Source organism: Geobacillus genomosp. 3 (genome assembly GCF_000445995.2).
Classification (GTDB): domain Bacteria; phylum Bacillota; class Bacilli; order Bacillales; family Anoxybacillaceae; genus Geobacillus.
In genome coordinates this window covers 1,413,685-1,430,577 of record NC_022080.4, presented here as the reverse complement: position 1 = coordinate 1,430,577, position 16,893 = coordinate 1,413,685, and the positions used below count along the sequence as shown (strand labels likewise).

Genomic DNA, 16,893 nt, shown 5'->3' with positions numbered 1-16,893 from the left:
ATATTCTGTATTCATTTTGGCTATACTAACTTACTTGTGGTCCCCAAAACGGTTCTTTTCGGGAAAGCATGCAGTAAATGGTGACAAGCATTCGGTGCGCGATCGCAACGAGTGCTTTTTTCTTTCCCCGGCGAGCCGCCAATGACCAAAATTTCGCCGCCAACGGTTGATTCCTGCATCGGGATAACGCCCATGCCGCCTCGCATAACGCGGATTTAATATGAGGATTACCCTTTACCGTTCGTGTACTTTTGCGTTTTCCAGCGCTTTCGTGATTTCCCGGGGCCACCCCAGCCCAAGAAGCGAGGCGCTGCGGTGTCGGGAACTGTCCCATATCCACTCCGATTTCGGCAATGATGACGGCGGCGGTTTCCTTTTTCACTCCAGGAATCGTCATCAGAAGATCCACTTCCTGTTGATACGGTTGTAAGAGATGGTCGATGCGTTGGTCCATCTCCTGAATCAAGCTTTCCAAATACTCGATGTGCTTCCACGATTGGCGAATCATGAACAACTCATGTTCGGTTAATGTCCCAAAGAGCGATTCCTGAATTTGTTGCTTTTTCCCTTTCATTCTTCCGTGAAGGCAAGCGTCGATATCGGCTTCTTCGATGTACCCCTGTTCCATTAAACGGGTCAAGAGTTTTCGGCCCGATACTCCGAAGATGTCGGAAATCACCGTACCCAGCTTGATATTGGAACACTCCAACACTTTATGAATTCGGTTTTTTTCCGCAATCAATTGACCCACCCACTTTTTGCGTAAACGGGTCAAGTCCCGCAATTCTCGAATTGGCGCGGGTGGCACAAAACTCTTTTCAATCAGTCCATAACGCAATAATTTAGCGATCCATTCCGCATCGGATACATCCGTTTTTCTCCCTGGGACATTCTTGATTCGCTGAGCGTTGGCCAAGGTAATGTCAAAGTAGTCCTCTAAAATGTTAAAGACCGGTTTCCAGTAAACCCCCGTACTCTCCATCGCTAGATGAGTGATTTCTCGATCCTCGAGCCATTTCAGGAGGCGAAACAAGTCTTTGGTAAACATCGAAAACGTTTCGATCTCCTTTTGAATGTGGTCTTCTTCTCCCCAAAGCGCACAAACGACAATCGTTTTGGCCTGAACATCTAAACCTGCGCAACGATGATAAAGCACATCCATGATCCGGACTCCTTCCATTGATGAATTCGCAAACAGTGAGTCCACTTGTTCGTTAGGCATTTTTCTGTTCGTAGTCACCTTTTCCAAATGAAAAGGGCTTACAATGGGTGGAACACCAAATGGACTCAAACAGTTTTTTGTACAGGGTCGAACCACCATTAAAAAGCACGTCTTTCCAAACTGTTTGCGTTCATCCTCCATTATGGAAAGAGAGATGGATTTTCATGCCTGGGTGGGGAGTAAAATTTACTCATGGATGTTTTTTGTGGGTTATGATATAATCGGTTTTAGAAAAATGAAAGGCCGTTGTATCAATGAAAGATAATAATAACCATTCAGTGTTCCTGTTGTATGATCATCTTGTTCTCGTTGTAAACGATCGCAGACAAGTGATGGATGATACCATATCTGACTATGCAAAAGATAGGTTTGTGAGATTGGGTAAAAATTACAATATCTCCTTGGTCGAATGGAATCACGATATGGACCATGTGCATATTTTGTTCAAAGCACACCCAAATAGGGAATGATCAACGTTCATCAATGCCTATAAAAGTGCAAGTTCTCGACTGATCAAAAAGCATTTTCCGCAAGTGAAAAGAAAACGGTGGAAAGAATATTTTTGGTCAAGAAGCGTTTGCCTGCTTACAACGGGTGGTGCGCCCATTGAAGTAATAAAAAACTATATAGAACATCAAGGTATGAAGTGATGTGGTGTCGATATGGCCAACAAAGCCTATCAGTTCCGTCTATACCCAACAAAAGAACAAGAACAACTGCTCGCCAAAACCTTCGGTTGTGTCCGTTTCGTGTATAACAAAATGCTTGAAGAGCGCATACAACTGTTTGAAAAGTTCAAGGACGATAAAGAATCCTTGAAACAGCAAAAATTTCCGACCCCTGCCAAGTACAAAAAGGAGTTTCCTTGGCTAAAAGAAGTGGATAGCCTTGCGCTGGCAAACGCCCAATTGAATTTGCAAAAAGCGTTTCAAAACTTCTTTTCTGGCCGCGCTGGATTTCCAAAGTTCAAAAACCGCAAGGCGAAACAGTCGTACACCACAAATGTGGTGAATGGCAACATGAAGCTTTCAGATGGCTATATCAAGTTGCCCAAACTGAAATGGATCAAGCTCAGGCAACACCGGGAGATTCCTGCCCACCATATCATCAAGTCTTGTACGATCACGAAAACAAAAACAGGAAAATACTATATTTCGATTCTCACAGAGTACGAACATCAACCGGCACCAAAAGAAGTACAAACGGTTGTTGGGCTTGACTTTTCCATGAGTACGCTGTATGTCGATAGCGAGGGGAAGAGAGCCAATTATCCTCGATTCTATCGCAAAGCATTGGAAAAATTAGCGAAAGAACAGCGTAAATTGTCTCGTAAAAAGAAAGGCTCGAATCGTTGGCATAAACAGCGTCTGAAAGTAGCGAAGCTGCATGAGAAAATGGCCAACCAGCGCAAGGACTTTCTGCATAAGGAGTCGCACAAATTAGCGAAACTTTATGATTGCGTGGTCATCGAAGACCTCAACATGAAGGGAATGTCCCAAGCCCTCCATTTCGGTCAAAGCGTTCATGACAATGGCTGGGGCATGTTCACCTCTTTCCTTCAGTACAAGTTGGCCGAACAGGGGAAGAAGCTGATCAAAATCGACAAATGGTTTCCATCATCGAAAACTTGTTCGTGCTGCGGCAAAGTGAGGAAGTCTCTATCGCTTTCTGAGCGTACATTCCGCTGTGAATGTGGATTCGAGAGCGACAGGGACGTCAATGCGGCCATCAATATCAAACAGGAGGGCATGAAACGATTAGCGATAGTCTAACTTGTCCTCGAACCGTGGGGCACACGGGGATTGCTCGGTCAACTTCCCATCATGAGATGGGATTACCCGAGAAGCCCCCACCTCTAAGCGAAGCGTAGGTGGTGGGAGTATGTCACCGCTTCATCGGCAAAATGCTCAAGCACATACGCCGTCGCCATCGTCAGCGTCACCGGGCAGTAAAACCCCGGCTCGGCTTGGGACAAAATGTATCCTTGGGCGTACGAGTAAACGTAGTTCCCTTTTCTCCCAAGCTCGGGAATCGGCTTGTGCACATAGCCGACGATTCCCGTTTCGTACGTCTGGTTCGCCGTCTGTTCGTACCCTTCGTTCACCCACACTTCGGAAATGTCGTTTCCAAACCGGTCGTACTTGATGAGGCGCGGCTGCCCTTCGCGGTCGGTGTGCACGGCGCGGCGGTCGACATCCGTCAAACAAAATTCATAAAACGATTCGAGCTTTTCTTCGGCATAGCGGTACAATTCATCATCCAAATACCGTTTCAAATTCGCCAGCAAATTCGGATCAGCTTCACGAAGCGGTCTCATCATCTCTCCCCTTTCCTTCCTTGCTCATCATGCCTGCGCCTTTTGTGCTGCCACCTCCCGCGCCCGCAGCACTTGTTTCAGCACTTTTCCCGTCGCATTGCGCGGCAGTTCAGCGATCGCCTCATACAAGCGGGGGATTTTGTAACCGGCAAGCTTGTCGGATAGGAAGCGCTTACATTCTTCCGCAAGCGGTTCAAGCGGTTGGCTCAAAACAACAAACGCTTTTGCCGTTTCGCCCCACTCCGTCAAAAAGCAGCGCTTCCATCTCCGCCTTCAGCTGCAGCAAATCGTCAATCCGCTCGCTCACCTCCTTTAGTTTCCGCCGCCCGTATTCGATCGTTTTTTCCAACTGCTTCCTCCCGGTGCGGTCCTCATCAAACAGCGCAATCATGTCATGAATTTCCTCAAGCGAAAAGCCGAACCGTTTGCCGCGCAAAATAAGCTTCAGTTTCGCCCGCTCCTTTTTTGGATACAGCCGCTGCCCCGACTCGGTCCGAATCGGGGAAAGCAAGCCGCGCTCTTCATAGTAGCGGATCGTCCGGGTGCTCACATCAAACTCCTGCGCCAGTTCGGAAATGGTGAAATAACGCATGGCCATCCCTTTTCTAGAATTAATATTCTGAATATTATTTTAATTTACGTTAACGTAAAAGTCAACAAATACGGGAGACAGGAAAGCAGAAATCCTGTCTTCCGCGCTATGTCTCCTCGTTCAAGAAGTTTAGGGAAAGTTCGCCGCCAAAAAACATCCGAGACCATAACAAGAAACGAAACCGCACTGTCAACGCCTCCCCGCCATCTGTGCAGGCCGGCAGCGAAACCGTGCGACGCTCGTCCATTCGCTGGCCGAGCGTTGCCGATAGGCGGACGAAACAGCCGTGGTCAAAGAAAAAAGCCCTCTTCGAAGAAGGCTTTTCCTCATCCGCCCGCCCCCGTGTAAAAGCGCAAGGCAAAGCGCCAAAAGCGGCGGGCGAGCCATACAAACAAAACGGCGACCGCCAACGCGATGAGGGCTGTCGGAATGCTCCATTTTCCAAGCAGCGCGAGCGCGGGCGTATTCGTGATCAACACCGCCGGCAGGATGTATGTAATCACCCATCGCACTGCACCGCGATACATGCTGCCGGGGAAGCGGGCCGTGTCAAAAAACGAGTCGAAAATAAACGACAAATCATCAATGCGCACAACCCAAAACGACGTCGTCATAAGCATCACCCATAACGAATAAATAAGCAAAAGCGAAGCAACCATCACGATCAAAAACATCAGCACGTCCGCCGCCGACGGAACGTAGCGCTCGGCATACAAGCCATAACCGATGATGCCGAGGCCGAGCGCGACATCGATGAGCCGCCAAAAAACAAGATGGCGGAAGCTGACGTAAAACATGCTGTCGACCGGCTTCGTCAACACGTAATCGAGCGTGCCGCGCCGGACGTGCTCAAGCAGCCGCGGCATGTTCGGGCGGAGCGCAAAATCGATGAGCCCGCGCAACGTATTGAAGACGCCGAGCAACACCAGCACTTCCCCATACGTCCAGCCGCCTAGGCGATCCGTCTGATAAAAAAAGATATGGACCGTAAGCAGGGCGATGCCAACGCCAAAAAAGCTGGCGATCACATTGCCGAAAAATTCGCTTCGATACTCGAGTTCCTCGACCAAACAGGCGCGGAAAAACTCGCGGAACACTCGTCCATACCGCCGCATGTTCACCCACCTACCGCTTGGTTTTTTCGCATTCCCGCTTTCCAAAGCTGCTGCAACCCTGCGACAAACACGACCATCCACCCGGCCGCAATCGCAAAACCGCGCATCATTTCTCCGCCGCCTGCCGCCCCGGTGGCGATTTCAATCGGGAAACTGATCATATAGCGAAACGGCAGCCACTCGCTCCATTCGCGAAGCGTCGGCGGCAAAAACTCAAGCGGCGCGATTCGCCCTGACAAAAACAGCGACATCACATCGATCACCCCGTACACCGCCGCCACCTTCGTCACCCAAAACGCGAGCAGCCCGCATGAGTAGCTCAGCAAAAACCGGAGCGCCGCTCCCAATACGACCGCTGCCAAAAACAACGCCGCCTGACCTCCCGTCATGTGCGGGCGAAGCGCGGGCCAAAACACCGCCCCCACCAGCCAAACCGGCACTAAAACGACGGCAAACAGCCATTTGTACACGATGTTTTCCGCAATCGCCCAATGGATCGGATGAAGCGGCCGCAGCAACAAGTTCGAAAACGTCCCTTCGCGAATTTCACGGTCCAATTCCCACACGTCCCACGCGCTCGTCATCCGCTCGACGAATATGACCGCCATAAAATAGAATAGAAACGACTCGCTCTCTTCCGGATGAATGTTCATCCAGACAAACATCGTAATGAGCGGCTGCGTGACCGCCCCCGTCATCCAAACGAACGTCGCCAGCCGATACGCCAGCATTTCGATATATTTCATCCGCAATAGGGCGATATATTTGCGAATCATACGTGCTCCTCCCAAAACGCGCGCGCAATCACTTCTTCAAGCGGCGGATCTTCGATGTTGATATCGCGGACGTCAAACCGCTCCAACAACCGCGCCGCCGTCTCCGCCGCCGTCCCGCGCGCCACCCGGAGCACAACCGTCCCTTCTTCGATTTCCGCCACTTCGCCATACTCATTCCAATCAATATCCGGCAGCCGCGAAAACCGAACCTCAAGCCGTTTGTACGGCGCCAGCTTCTCCGTCAGCACCGCGAGCTCCCCATCGTAAATCAACCGCCCGTAGTTAATGATCATCACCCGGTCGCAAAGCGCGGCGACATCGCCCATATAGTGCGACGTCAACAAAATCGTCGTCTCATGCTCGCGATTGTAGTCCACGATAAAGCGGCGCACGTTTTCTTGTGTATGAACGTCCAGCCCGATCGTCGGTTCGTCCAAAAACAACACGTGCGGCCGATGCAACAGCGCCGCCGCCAGCTCGCAGCGCATCCGCTGGCCAAGCGACAGACTGCGCGTCGGCTTGTCAAGAAGCGGGGCCAAGTCGAGCAGTTCCGTCAATTCCTCAAGCGTCTGGCGAAATGACCGATCATCGATGTCATAAATGGCTTTATTGACCAAAAACGTCTCCATCGGCGGGATGTCCCAAATGAGCTGGCTTTTTTGCCCCATCACCAAGCTCATCATCTTTTTAAACTCCGGCTTTTGTTCAAACGGCACAAATCCGCCGACTGTAATCTCCCCTGATGTCGGGTGCAAAAGGCCGGCCAACATTTTCATTGTTGTCGTCTTCCCCGCCCCGTTCGGGCCTAAAAAGCCGACGATCTCCCCTTTTTCAATCGTAAATGAAACATCTTTCACCGCCTCAACCATCCGGTAGTCGCGGCGCCATAAATGCCGCACCGCCTCGAGCCATCCAGCCTCGCGGCGATGAACGCGGAACGATTTATGCAAATGGCTGACACGGATCACAGTGCCCATCCTCCAATAGTGTACTGTTGACACTTTTTTGTATATCACATCGAGGGGGCGGGCCGCAAAGAAAAACGTTTCGTCATCTTTCTTCTATCATCTCTTTCTTTCGCCATGTATAATAGAAGGAGAATCGAACCAGAAAGGGGATTGTCGAATGGGAGCGATCTCAAATGAAATGATTTGGCAAGCGATTAAAGAACTTGCCGACCAGCTACAGCAAACAAATGGACAAGTACGGCAACTGGGCCAACAGGTGCAGCAAATGAACGAGCAAGTACAACAGCTCAGCCAACACGTGCAGCAAACAAGCGAGAAAGTCCAACACCTTAACAGCCAAGTGCAGCAGCTAAACCACCAAGTACAACAAACTAACAAGCGAGTCGACCAGCTCGCCAAACAAGCACAGCAAACGAATGAACAACTCAACCAATTAAGCCAGCAAGTATCCGACATGGACAAACGGCTCACCGATGTCGCCAACGGCCAAAACATTTTGGTCGAAGAACTGTTTGAAAACAAAAAGGAAATCAAGCGGGTCAAGACGGCGCTCAATATGTATTAGCCCCCCGCCGTTCCGTCCGTTTTTTCATGTTCAACACCTTCATCGTCCCTCAGGTCGGTTTCATACCTCCGTCTCGTCTGTCGAGAGAGGTTTTTCTTTTTTGAAACGCTCCATCCATCACCTGTCATGTCACCCTTCATTGACACTCCGACACAAATTCCGCCCTTGCCGTCAACTCCTGTCCCATTCCGCCTCGTTCTCAAACCATACAATAAAAAACAAAAGGGCAATGCGTCCTTTTCATTTTCACCGAAGGGAAGATCACCAATGGATTGGGAATCGAGAAAAGACTTATGCCGGGAGTTTGCGAGCATTCTTGGTGGGACAGGAAGCTTGATGAACGGAGTCTGTTTTGTGCAAAAGTTTCGGGATATTCCGTTCACCATTATGGGGAGGCGAACCAATTCCCCGCTCGTGAACCCACAACTGTTTTCCTTTGAAAGTTTAGACAGCCAAGGAAATGCCTTGAATTTAGGGGAAACGGTATTGCTTCAAGAAGAAGTCAACCCGCTGCTGCGGGAGTTGAAAAAACGGGGCATCACCGTCACCGCTGTCCACAACCACTGGTTATTTGAACGGCCGCGGGCAATGTATATGCACTTTCAGTCGATTGAGCCCCCGCTTGAATTTGCCCGCAAAGTGCGGGAAGCGTTGCGGGTGTTGCAAGACTAGCGGGATGGGGCGGTCGAAGTAGCACCCAAAGGAACGAAGACATTGCTTTCATCACGGAATAAAGAAACTCCCACTTCGGACAACACGAAGTGGGAGCCGTTCCGTTTGACATAAGCCGCCGCAAGAGATTTGTTTATCCGCTTTCTAGCGATTGGTGAAGCTACGAACTCAGCAGTAAATATTTGTTTTTGACGTCGGCATTCAACTCATCAGGCGCTCCGCCAAACACAATGGACCCTTTATTCAAAATGTAGACAAAATCAGCCAGCTCCAACGCCATGGCTAAGTTTTGCTCGACCAAAAAGATAGTCAGTCCTTGTTGTTTCAATTGACGAATAATTCCCGTCACTTCTTGCACCATCAACGGAGACAACCCTTCTGACGGCTCATCAAGAAGCAGCACTTTCGGATTGGTCAATAGCGCCCTGCCGATCGAAAGCATTTGCTGCTCTCCACCGCTTAAATCGCCGCCCATCGATGACTCCCTTTCTTGTAAGCGGGGGAACATGGCGTATATTTTATCCAACGTCCATCCATTCTCCACCGGGCGGTATGTTGTCAACAAATTTTCTTTCACCGTTAAATTCGGGAAAATTCTTCTTCCTTGCGGAACAAGACCAATCCCAAGCCGCGCTATTTGGAAGCTGGCTTTATTTTGGATTTCGGTCTGTTCCAATACGACCTTCCCCGTTTTCGCCGGAACCATTCCCATAATGGAATGGATCGTTGTCGTCTTTCCCATTCCGTTCCTCCCTAACAGAACGGTCACGTTTCCCTTTTCAACCGTTAACGAAACATTGTGAAGGATATGGCTGTCTCCGTAAAACGCATTTAAGTGATAAACGTTAAGCACCGACCGTTTTCCCCTTCCCGATATAAATTTCATTGACCCGCTCATCGCTCCGCACTTCATCGGGAGATCCATCGATTAAAATATAGCCGTTATACAACACAATCATGCGCTCGGCCATTCCAAACACGACATCGAGGTCATGTTCGATCACCATCACGGTAATGTCTTTTGGCAACTGGTGAAGCAACTGGACAATGTAAGTGGTTTCGGCTTGGGACATGCCCGCTGTCGGCTCATCAAGCAACAGCACATCGGGCTCCATCGCAATGCCAAGCAAAATTTCCACCTGCCGTTGCTCGCCATATGACAACGTTTTTACCTGTTCGTTTGCAATCTTTCCGAGCCCCCACGTCCGGAGTAAATGTTCTGCCTCCTCAAACAATGCCGGCGAGCGACGGGCGTTTCTCGGTTTGAACCATACATTTGCCATTCCGCGTTTCCGCTGCAATACTAATAACAAATTATCGAGCACAGTCAATTCATTCAGCAAGTTATTTTTCTGAAATGTGCGCACAATCCCCTCTTGCGCTCTTTTAAAATTCGGCATGTTGGTAATTTCTCTTCCTTTATAATGGATCTTGCCTCCGGTAGGAAGGAGATCTCCTGTCAATAGGTTAAAAAACGTCGTTTTTCCTGCCCCGTTCGGACCGATTATTCCAATTCGTTCACCTTTTCTCACGCTGAGGGATACGTCTTTAATAATTTGCAAACCGCCGAAATGTTTGCTGATACTTTCGACACGTAATATCACATCTTTTTCCATTTTCCTCCTCCCTCTAGAAATGTTGATATATCAAGGCTTTTCGGCCTCTCAGGGGTGCCGAAAAAATATTTTTCGACAAAATCCCTTACATCCTTTTTCAATTTTGTGGATATCTTACAGACCTAGGGTGCGCTTCGCGGCCACGCCTGGATCCATTTTCCTGACGTGGGAGGAAGTGTATTCGATGCACCCTTGGATCTCCGCATCGCTGATGAGGACGAACCCTCCCATGTCTCCGGGCGTCTTTGCGCCAACATTCCCTCGTTCGGTCTCGTCATCAGGCGGAGGCCGGCCAAGCTCCTTTCGGGACTCGAGGTCGAATGGATGAGATCACGCCAGCTTCTCCGGTGTCATCCTGTTGTCCAACACTTCTTCCGTTCGTGGGGGGAGGCCTTAGGCCGCCCGGTGTGGAACATGGGACAAGACGTCCTGCCTCATTCGCTCCGCGTCAAACGCTTGTTTCTTCGTGCAAATCGCAAACAGCACATTCAACAGCTTTCGGCATAACGCGACGATGGACTGCTTTCCGGTCAGCGGGTTGACGGGCCGGGTCGTATAGTACTCATGCAGCTCGCGAAACGCCTCATTGTGCCGGATCAGCGGAATCACCGCCCGAAACAGCACCGATCGCAGCCGTTTCCGTCCCCGCTTCGAGATGTGCTTTTGCCCTTTGCGCTGGCCGGAGGAGTTCTCCTTGAGCGTCAGGCCCGCCAACTTCACCAATTGACGCGGGTCCCGATAGTGGGCAAAACTGCCGATCTCCGCCAGCAGATCGATGATCGTGGCATCTCCCAACCCGTCGACCGTTTTCAGCCATTGATACTCCATCGTTGTTTGAACCAATGCCTTCAACTCGGCGTCCAACGCTGCGATTTCGGCCTCGAACTGGCGGTATTGGCGGACGAGCGCGGCGATCTCAAACCGGGCCATCGTCGTCCCTTCCGTCACCCCAATCGAGCCCTTCGCGGCGTCGATCAACGCCTGAATTTTCGCTTTCTGCGGGCATTTCAGCCCTTCGCTTTGCCGGTACGCCTCCAGAAGCTCCTCGGCGGTCCGACCCGCCATATCGGCCGGAAGCGGCGTCCACTCCAGCACCGCCAGCGCTGTTTTCCCCAGGTCGCGAAACACGGTCCAAAACTCTGGAAAATACCGATCCGTCCAACGGATGATCGCGTTTTTCACCGCCGCCTGTTCCTTCCGGAGCTTCTCTTTGAGCGTGCTCCCGACGCGCAAATCCGCTTCGATCTCGTGCAGCAGCCGGGGGACGAGGAATCGCCCGTCTTTCGCCAGCCTGGCGATGACCAGGGCGTCTTTGGCGTCGTGTTTCGTCGGCAGGTTGTCATCGAGTTCTTTCGACCGGCACACATGCGCCGGGTTGACCATGACCAGCGGGATCCCGTTTTCCTCGAGGAAGTAGGCCAGGTTCAACCAGTAGTGCCCGGTCGGCTCCACAGCGACGATCACCTGTGACTTCCCGAACGCTTTCCTCCCCTCCTGAATCGCTTCATACAGCTGTTGAAACCCCTCTTTCGACTGGAAGATCGGGAACGACTTGCGAAGCACGCGCCCCCGGTCATCCACGAAGCAGGCGTAGTGGGTTCGTTTCGCGATATCGATGCCCACGACCAATGTGTGTTCCGTGACTTGATTGATTTTCTGATTTTGTGTACAATTCATCTGAAGTCCTCCTTGGCATGATGGTAGGTATTGTTTGGCACCCCTGCATCATACCAAGAGGGCTTTTTTTGATCAAGTCCCCGGAAAAGCTCCTAACGGGAATGCTCCTTATTGATTGGCTTCATTGTTCACCAATGTTTTCGCTCCTTTTTGTGAAACCGGGAGCCTATGAGCTGTTAGTGTTTGAACCATATGGGCAAAGCCGACAAGCCCTTTCGGCATAAACACAACAAAGAGGATGAAAATGATCCCGATGATCATCGTCCATACCGTTGTATAAGAGCTGACGATCGTTTCCAACACAACGATAAACGCCGCCCCCAACACCGGACCGATCATCGTCCCGGCCCCACCGATCAACACCATAATGAGCACCGATCCTGACATCGTCCAGTACACATCGTTTGGCGAAACAAAACCGTTAAAGTTGGCGTATAAAGCGCCCGAAACCCCTCCGATAGCCCCGGCTATCATAAACGCAATGTATTTATACAAGGCGGTGTTATACCCCATCGCCTTCATCCGCATTTCATTTTCGCGAATTCCAATCAATACATGACCAAATGGAGATTGGACAATCAAACTTAAAACGATGTAGACGATGACAAAGACAAGCAAAATCGCATAATAAAGGAAAACGGGATTGGACAGATCCACTGATCCCAACAACGGGCTCGGCAACCCGGACAGCCCGTTCGACCCGCCTGTTATGGTAGTCGATTGATGGACAAACGAATAAATCATTTGTGAAAAGGCTAATGTCAACATAAGAAAATAAAACCCGCTCGTTTTGACGCAAAAAAGGCCGATGACCGCCGCTGCCGCTGCCGCAATCAAAACCGAAGCCAAAATGATCAACAGAAACTGCGGTGACCACTCTTTCGCCAGAAGGGCCGACGCATACGCCCCAATCCCGAAAAAGGCGGCATGCCCTAATGAAACGAGGCCCGTATAGCCGACAAGCACGTTCAAACTAAGGGCAAAAATCGCTAAAATCAAAATTTCGGCAAGCAGATTAAGATAAAACAATGAAAAGACAAAGGGGACGGCAATAAACAAGATGACAGCGGCCATACCGATAAAAATTTGTTTCTTCAATGCTTGATCACCTGCTTTCCAAGTAATCCATTCGGCTTGAAAATCAAAATGACAGCCATAAGCCCAAATACAAGGAACAAACTAAGCTCCGGCACAAGAAAGCGGCCAAACGTCTCCACAATCCCAACAACGAGACTAGCGACAAACGTCCCGGCAATCGATCCAAGACCACCGACAACAAGAACGACTAAAGCTAAAATTAATGTTTGAAACTCCATGCTTGGGTATAAGCCAAGAATCGGTGAAGCGATCACCCCGCCGAGCCCTGCTAGATAACCGCCGACAAGAAAGACAGCGGTAAAGACGAGCTTGATATTGACTCCTAACGCACTAATCATTTCTTTGTCACTCAGCCCGGCGCGAATAATAGCCCCCCAGCGCGTTTTTTCTTGGACAAACCATAAACAGGACGCCAACACGACCCCCGCAGCAATCACAAACACCCGATAGGCCGGAAACTCTTGGTCAAAGAAATGCAATGTCTCCGACAAAAAAGAAGGGAGGGGGATCGATAACACATCCGATCCCCATATGATGGACGTAACATCGTGAATGACATAGGCTAATCCGAATGTTAACAGCACTTGGGACAAATGCCCTAAATGGTAGGTTGGCCTCAGCAAGATGAGTTCGATGATGAGGGACAAAACGGCTACAACGAGTGGTGCGATCATTAGGGCGAGCCAAAAGTTTTCAAATAGTTGCGTCGTCATCGTATAGGCAACATACGCTCCGATCATATATAACGAACCGTGGGCGAGGTTCAATACCCCCAGTATTCCAAATACTAACGATAAGCCGCAAGTGATCACAAACAACAACATGCCGTACGACACGCCGTTGACGAGTTGAGCGGCAATAATGTCCATCTTTCTTCTCCCTCCGTTTTATTGTCCAGGATCTTTCACTTTCTCAACGACTTCAATCACTTTATTTTCCGCTTTCCCATTTACTAGAATCGTTTCAGTGATATACATATTTTGGATAATATGATGAGTTTCTTTATCAAACTGAATGGGCCCCCGCGGGCTCACAAACTGAACGTTGGAAATCGCCTCAACGACTTTATCGGGGTCGGAAGCATCGCCGCCAGTCTTCTCCAACGCTTCAGCGATAATTCTCGCTGCATCATAGCCTTCTAGCGCTTCAATCGTCGGACGGGCATTGTATGTTTTCTCAAAGGCGCTGACAAACTCTTTATTCTCTTTCGTATCTAAATGATACTCCCAGAAAATCGATGACACCGTCCCGACTCCCGCGTTTCCTTGCTGGCCTCGGACATCTTCAGACACAAGCCAACCGGAGCCAATTAATTTTTTGTCCTTTTTCAGCCCGAATTGTTCGTATTGCTGCACAAACTTAACCGCATCGCTGCCGGCAAAGAAGGCGTATACCGCATCTGCTTTAGCGTTTTTGATCGTTGTCAAATACGAAGAGTAATCATTGTTTTCTAAAGGCGGATATACCTCTCCGACCACTTTTCCGCCCGCTGCTGTATACGCTTCTTTAAATGCAGCGGAAACCTCACGGCCAAACGCATAATCGGCCGCGGCAATATACACCGTCTTTCCGATATGATCGTATGCCCACTGACCAAGTGAATGGCCGATCTGCCACGAAGAAAACGACGATCTCCAAATGTAATCGCTTCGTTTGCTTCTTGTCAAATCATTGCCCCCTGCATGGGAGACGAGAAATGGCATCTTTTTCTTATCCACTTCATCCCGAATGGCGTAAGCCACCGCCGTACTGACGGTGCCTGTCAACAAATGCACTTGGTCTTGATCGATCAACTTTCTTGCTTTTCTAAGACCCACTTGTGGGTCGGCCTCCGTATCTTCCACGATAAGCTGAATATCCTTTCCGGCGACTTTCCAACCGATGCTTTCAAAATAGAGCTCCATTCCCATCTCCAAATTTTTCCCTAGAGACGCATATACACCTGATTTCGGCAAAAGAGCACCAATTTTAATCGTTCCATCGTCCTTAGGCGCTTCCTCTTCTTTCTGCGCTGTCGACTGGATGGCACTGTTGCCGCAAGCCGACAACACCGTTAACAAAATGGCTAGCACGATGAAAGAAACTTTCCTTCTCATTCCAAGCCCCCCTTTGTCAATGTCATGGTCATTTAAAACGCTTTCATTTTCTTGCTTTTCATTTCTTTGCCTTTCCTCTTCTCCCCCCTTAGTTTTCACTGTTTCGAACATTTCAATTTTTATAATATATAATACTTTTAGAAAATTCAACACATTATTTAAAATTTAGATAAAAAAACGTATAGGAAAAACGATCTAAATATCGCTTAGTTTTTTGTATAAATACGCCTTTTCTCAAAAAAGAACATTTCGTTTTTTACACTTTCGTAATCTATCCGTAATACGTACTTTGCAAATATCGTCTAAAACCGATGGGCCAACGTTGATCCGGCTGGACGGCAACCGCTCACGGGGGAGGGTGTGACCTTTGCTTTTTTGAAGTCGAAAGCAAAACGTTCTGCTTTGAGGCTCTCTTGCAACAGGCACAACTCATCCCGCCAAAGCGCCCGGCATCTAAGCGCACAACACGAGGCCATAAGGTTTGTCGCAAATCCCGCCCCCTGCTGAAAGAAGCGTTGAAACCGCACGCCCGGACGGCTGAAGCGAAATATGGAAAATCATTTTGTTTGTTCATCCGAAATCATCTGCAAAAAATTTAGCACATTCCTTCAGAAACGAGAGGGTTCTGAAAGAATGTGCAAAAAGAAAACTGTTTTGTTTCAAAATAAGAGGATAACTTATAGATAACTAGGGAACTTCTCGATGCGAGATGATAAAAAGATATTGACCTCCGCCTACCTCTTAGCAACAAAAGGGCCAAGGGGCGATCACTTTCCTAGTTGCTCTCAAACTTAGGTTCTACGTGGAGGTTCACCGACTGTCTGCTTTTCAAAACCAAAGCTGTATACGCACCGATAACAGCCAAGCCCGCTAACAAAAGCATCCCGGTTTTCACCGTAACGAATCCGAATATCATCGGTCCAAGGAATCCCCCTAATGAAGCTAAAGAATTCACGAGCGCAATTCCTACTGGAGCGGTCGACTCTGTGAAAAAGAACGTCATGTACGCCATATATACACCGGCAAAACCATATAAACCGATCGCCGCAAAGGACAGGCAAATAATCATCACCGTAGAGCTTGTGGCAAAAGCACTCGCAAGAAAGCCTATGAAAGCAATGAAAAGACTCACGGTGACATGCGCCCGATGGGAATTCGTCCTGCTTGCGTTCCAGCCCATCAACAGCAAGGAAATCGCACCGACTAACGCAGGAATCATGCTGATCCAACCAATTTGTAAATTGGATGAAACATTTTCCGTAAACGATTTTACGATGGATGGGAGCCAAAAACCTAGTCCGTACATGGCAGTGTAATCCGCAAAGTAAACTAGTGTCAACATCCAAACTCTACTATCCTTCAACATTTCCTTCTTCGATGTTTTATTGACAAGCCTGCTTTCTTCTCGCTCTTTTTCGAGTTCCCCTTCAAGCCACTCCCTTTCTTCCTTCTTCAACCATTTGGCCTGTTTCGGTCTCTCCGTCAAATAAAATAATGTGATGATGCCCAACACAACAGCCGGAATTCCTTCTAAAATGAACATCCATCTCCAACCGGACAACCCGCCCCATTGAACAACATCCATAATCCATGTCGATAATGGAGCGCCGATAACGGATCCGATCGGCAATGCCAGTATTAAAACAGAAGTGGCAATCGCCCGTTCCCGCTTTCGAAACCAATAAGTGAAATACAAAAGAATCCCGGGGAAAAATCCTGCTTCCGCAACCCCTAATAAGAAACGCAAGATATATAGATGAGCGGCTGATTGTACAAACCCGGTTAAGATAACAATTACTCCCCATGTAATCATAATGCGGGCAATCCATACTCTGGCGCCCACCTTATGCAAAATCATGTTGCTTGGCACTTCAAACAGAAAATATCCGATAAAAAATATCCCTGATAACAGACCAAACACTTCCGCCGAAAGAGCTAGCTCTGCATTCATATCAAGCGCGGCATATCCTAGATTGACACGGTCTAAGTAGGCAACAATATATAAAATCAAAACAAACGGTAAAATCCTCGAAATCGTCTTTTGGATAGTTCTTTGTTCTATCGACTCGACATTCATCTTTTGCATAAAATGCCCTCCTTTTGTTCGTTGTGTGGGTGGCAACCTGCTTGACTCGCCGGCACAGCGCCCCTTTTGCCCAACACATCCTTTTGTTTGACG

The 16,893-nt window shown here is 49.0% G+C and carries 15 protein-coding genes and 3 pseudogenes; 4 read left to right on the top strand and 14 right to left on the bottom strand.

Features of this window, described 5'->3' with window-relative positions; translation table 11 throughout:
* Positions 1-25: 25 nt before the first annotated feature.
* Positions 26-1,162 carry an IS110 family transposase gene (locus M493_RS07140; protein ID WP_020959629.1) on the bottom strand — a complete coding sequence of 379 codons (1,137 nt, stop codon included), beginning with the start codon at positions 1,160-1,162 and terminating at the stop codon, positions 26-28.
* 314 nt (positions 1,163-1,476) lie between these two features.
* Here M493_RS07140 and tnpA point away from each other — a divergent pair.
* Positions 1,477-1,872: pseudogene (gene tnpA / locus M493_RS17605) on the top strand (IS200/IS605 family transposase).
* Positions 1,873-1,884: 12 nt separating this feature from the next.
* Entirely contained in the window at positions 1,885-2,994 is a 1,110-nt protein-coding gene (locus tag M493_RS07135; protein ID WP_020959628.1) for an RNA-guided endonuclease InsQ/TnpB family protein, read from the top strand.
* A gap of 119 nt (positions 2,995-3,113) precedes the next feature.
* On the opposite strand, the pseudogene M493_RS07130 reads toward M493_RS07135, so the two are convergent.
* The 6 genes and pseudogenes from M493_RS07130 to M493_RS07105 form a co-directional block, all read right to left on the bottom strand.
* Positions 3,114-3,539, bottom strand: a pseudogene (locus M493_RS07130) (isovaleryl-CoA dehydrogenase); the annotation flags it as partial.
* 27 nt (positions 3,540-3,566) lie between these two features.
* A pseudogene (locus tag M493_RS07125) lies at positions 3,567-3,782 on the bottom strand (AMP-binding enzyme); the annotation flags it as partial.
* Positions 3,733-4,131: a MerR family transcriptional regulator gene (locus M493_RS07120; RefSeq protein ID WP_020959625.1), complete on the bottom strand. Its 399-nt coding sequence runs from the start codon at positions 4,129-4,131 to the stop codon at positions 3,733-3,735. The pseudogene M493_RS07125 and the gene M493_RS07120, both read right to left, overlap by 50 nt.
* A gap of 326 nt (positions 4,132-4,457) precedes the next feature.
* Positions 4,458-5,246 (bottom strand): ABC transporter permease, encoded by a 789-nt coding sequence (locus M493_RS07115; protein ID WP_020959624.1) that lies wholly within the window; start codon positions 5,244-5,246, stop codon positions 4,458-4,460.
* Between the two features lie 2 nt (positions 5,247-5,248).
* Positions 5,249-6,022, bottom strand: coding sequence for an ABC transporter permease (locus M493_RS07110; protein ID WP_020959623.1), 774 nt, complete (start codon positions 6,020-6,022; stop codon positions 5,249-5,251).
* Positions 6,019-6,990 carry an ABC transporter ATP-binding protein gene (locus tag M493_RS07105; RefSeq protein WP_020959622.1) on the bottom strand — a complete coding sequence of 324 codons (972 nt, stop codon included), beginning with the start codon at positions 6,988-6,990 and terminating at the stop codon, positions 6,019-6,021. The genes M493_RS07110 and M493_RS07105 overlap by 4 nt, the downstream gene beginning before the upstream one ends.
* A 157-nt stretch (positions 6,991-7,147) precedes the next feature.
* On the opposite strand from M493_RS07105, the gene M493_RS07100 reads away from it, so the two are divergent.
* Both M493_RS07100 and M493_RS07095 read left to right on the top strand, forming a co-directional pair.
* Positions 7,148-7,555, top strand: a complete 408-nt coding sequence (locus M493_RS07100; RefSeq protein ID WP_020959621.1) for a hypothetical protein — start codon at positions 7,148-7,150, stop codon at positions 7,553-7,555.
* Positions 7,556-7,822: 267 nt separating this feature from the next.
* Positions 7,823-8,227 (top strand): DUF1259 domain-containing protein, encoded by a 405-nt coding sequence (locus tag M493_RS07095; protein WP_020959620.1) that lies wholly within the window; start codon positions 7,823-7,825, stop codon positions 8,225-8,227.
* 160 nt (positions 8,228-8,387) lie between these two features.
* On the opposite strand, the gene M493_RS07090 is transcribed toward M493_RS07095, so the two are convergent.
* From M493_RS07090 to M493_RS07060, 7 genes are all read right to left on the bottom strand, one after another.
* Positions 8,388-9,080, bottom strand: a complete 693-nt coding sequence (locus M493_RS07090) for an ABC transporter ATP-binding protein (protein ID WP_020959619.1) — start codon at positions 9,078-9,080, stop codon at positions 8,388-8,390.
* On the bottom strand, positions 9,073-9,843 hold the full coding sequence (locus M493_RS07085; protein WP_020959618.1) for an ABC transporter ATP-binding protein: 771 nt from the start codon (positions 9,841-9,843) through the stop codon (positions 9,073-9,075). The genes M493_RS07090 and M493_RS07085 overlap by 8 nt, the downstream gene beginning before the upstream one ends.
* 393 nt (positions 9,844-10,236) lie before the next feature.
* On the bottom strand, positions 10,237-11,520 hold the full coding sequence (locus M493_RS07080) for an IS110 family transposase (protein ID WP_020959148.1): 1,284 nt from the start codon (positions 11,518-11,520) through the stop codon (positions 10,237-10,239).
* 108 nt (positions 11,521-11,628) lie between these two features.
* On the bottom strand, positions 11,629-12,618 hold the full coding sequence (locus M493_RS07075; protein WP_020959617.1) for a branched-chain amino acid ABC transporter permease: 990 nt from the start codon (positions 12,616-12,618) through the stop codon (positions 11,629-11,631).
* Positions 12,615-13,487: a branched-chain amino acid ABC transporter permease gene (locus M493_RS07070; RefSeq protein WP_020959616.1), complete on the bottom strand. Its 873-nt coding sequence runs from the start codon at positions 13,485-13,487 to the stop codon at positions 12,615-12,617. The genes M493_RS07075 and M493_RS07070 overlap by 4 nt, the downstream gene beginning before the upstream one ends.
* A gap of 18 nt (positions 13,488-13,505) precedes the next feature.
* Positions 13,506-14,714, bottom strand: a complete 1,209-nt coding sequence (locus M493_RS07065) for an ABC transporter substrate-binding protein (RefSeq protein WP_023817589.1) — start codon at positions 14,712-14,714, stop codon at positions 13,506-13,508.
* Positions 14,715-15,489: 775 nt separating this feature from the next.
* Positions 15,490-16,800 (bottom strand): MFS transporter, encoded by a 1,311-nt coding sequence (locus M493_RS07060; RefSeq protein ID WP_020959614.1) that lies wholly within the window; start codon positions 16,798-16,800, stop codon positions 15,490-15,492.
* Positions 16,801-16,893: the final 93 nt, after the last annotated feature.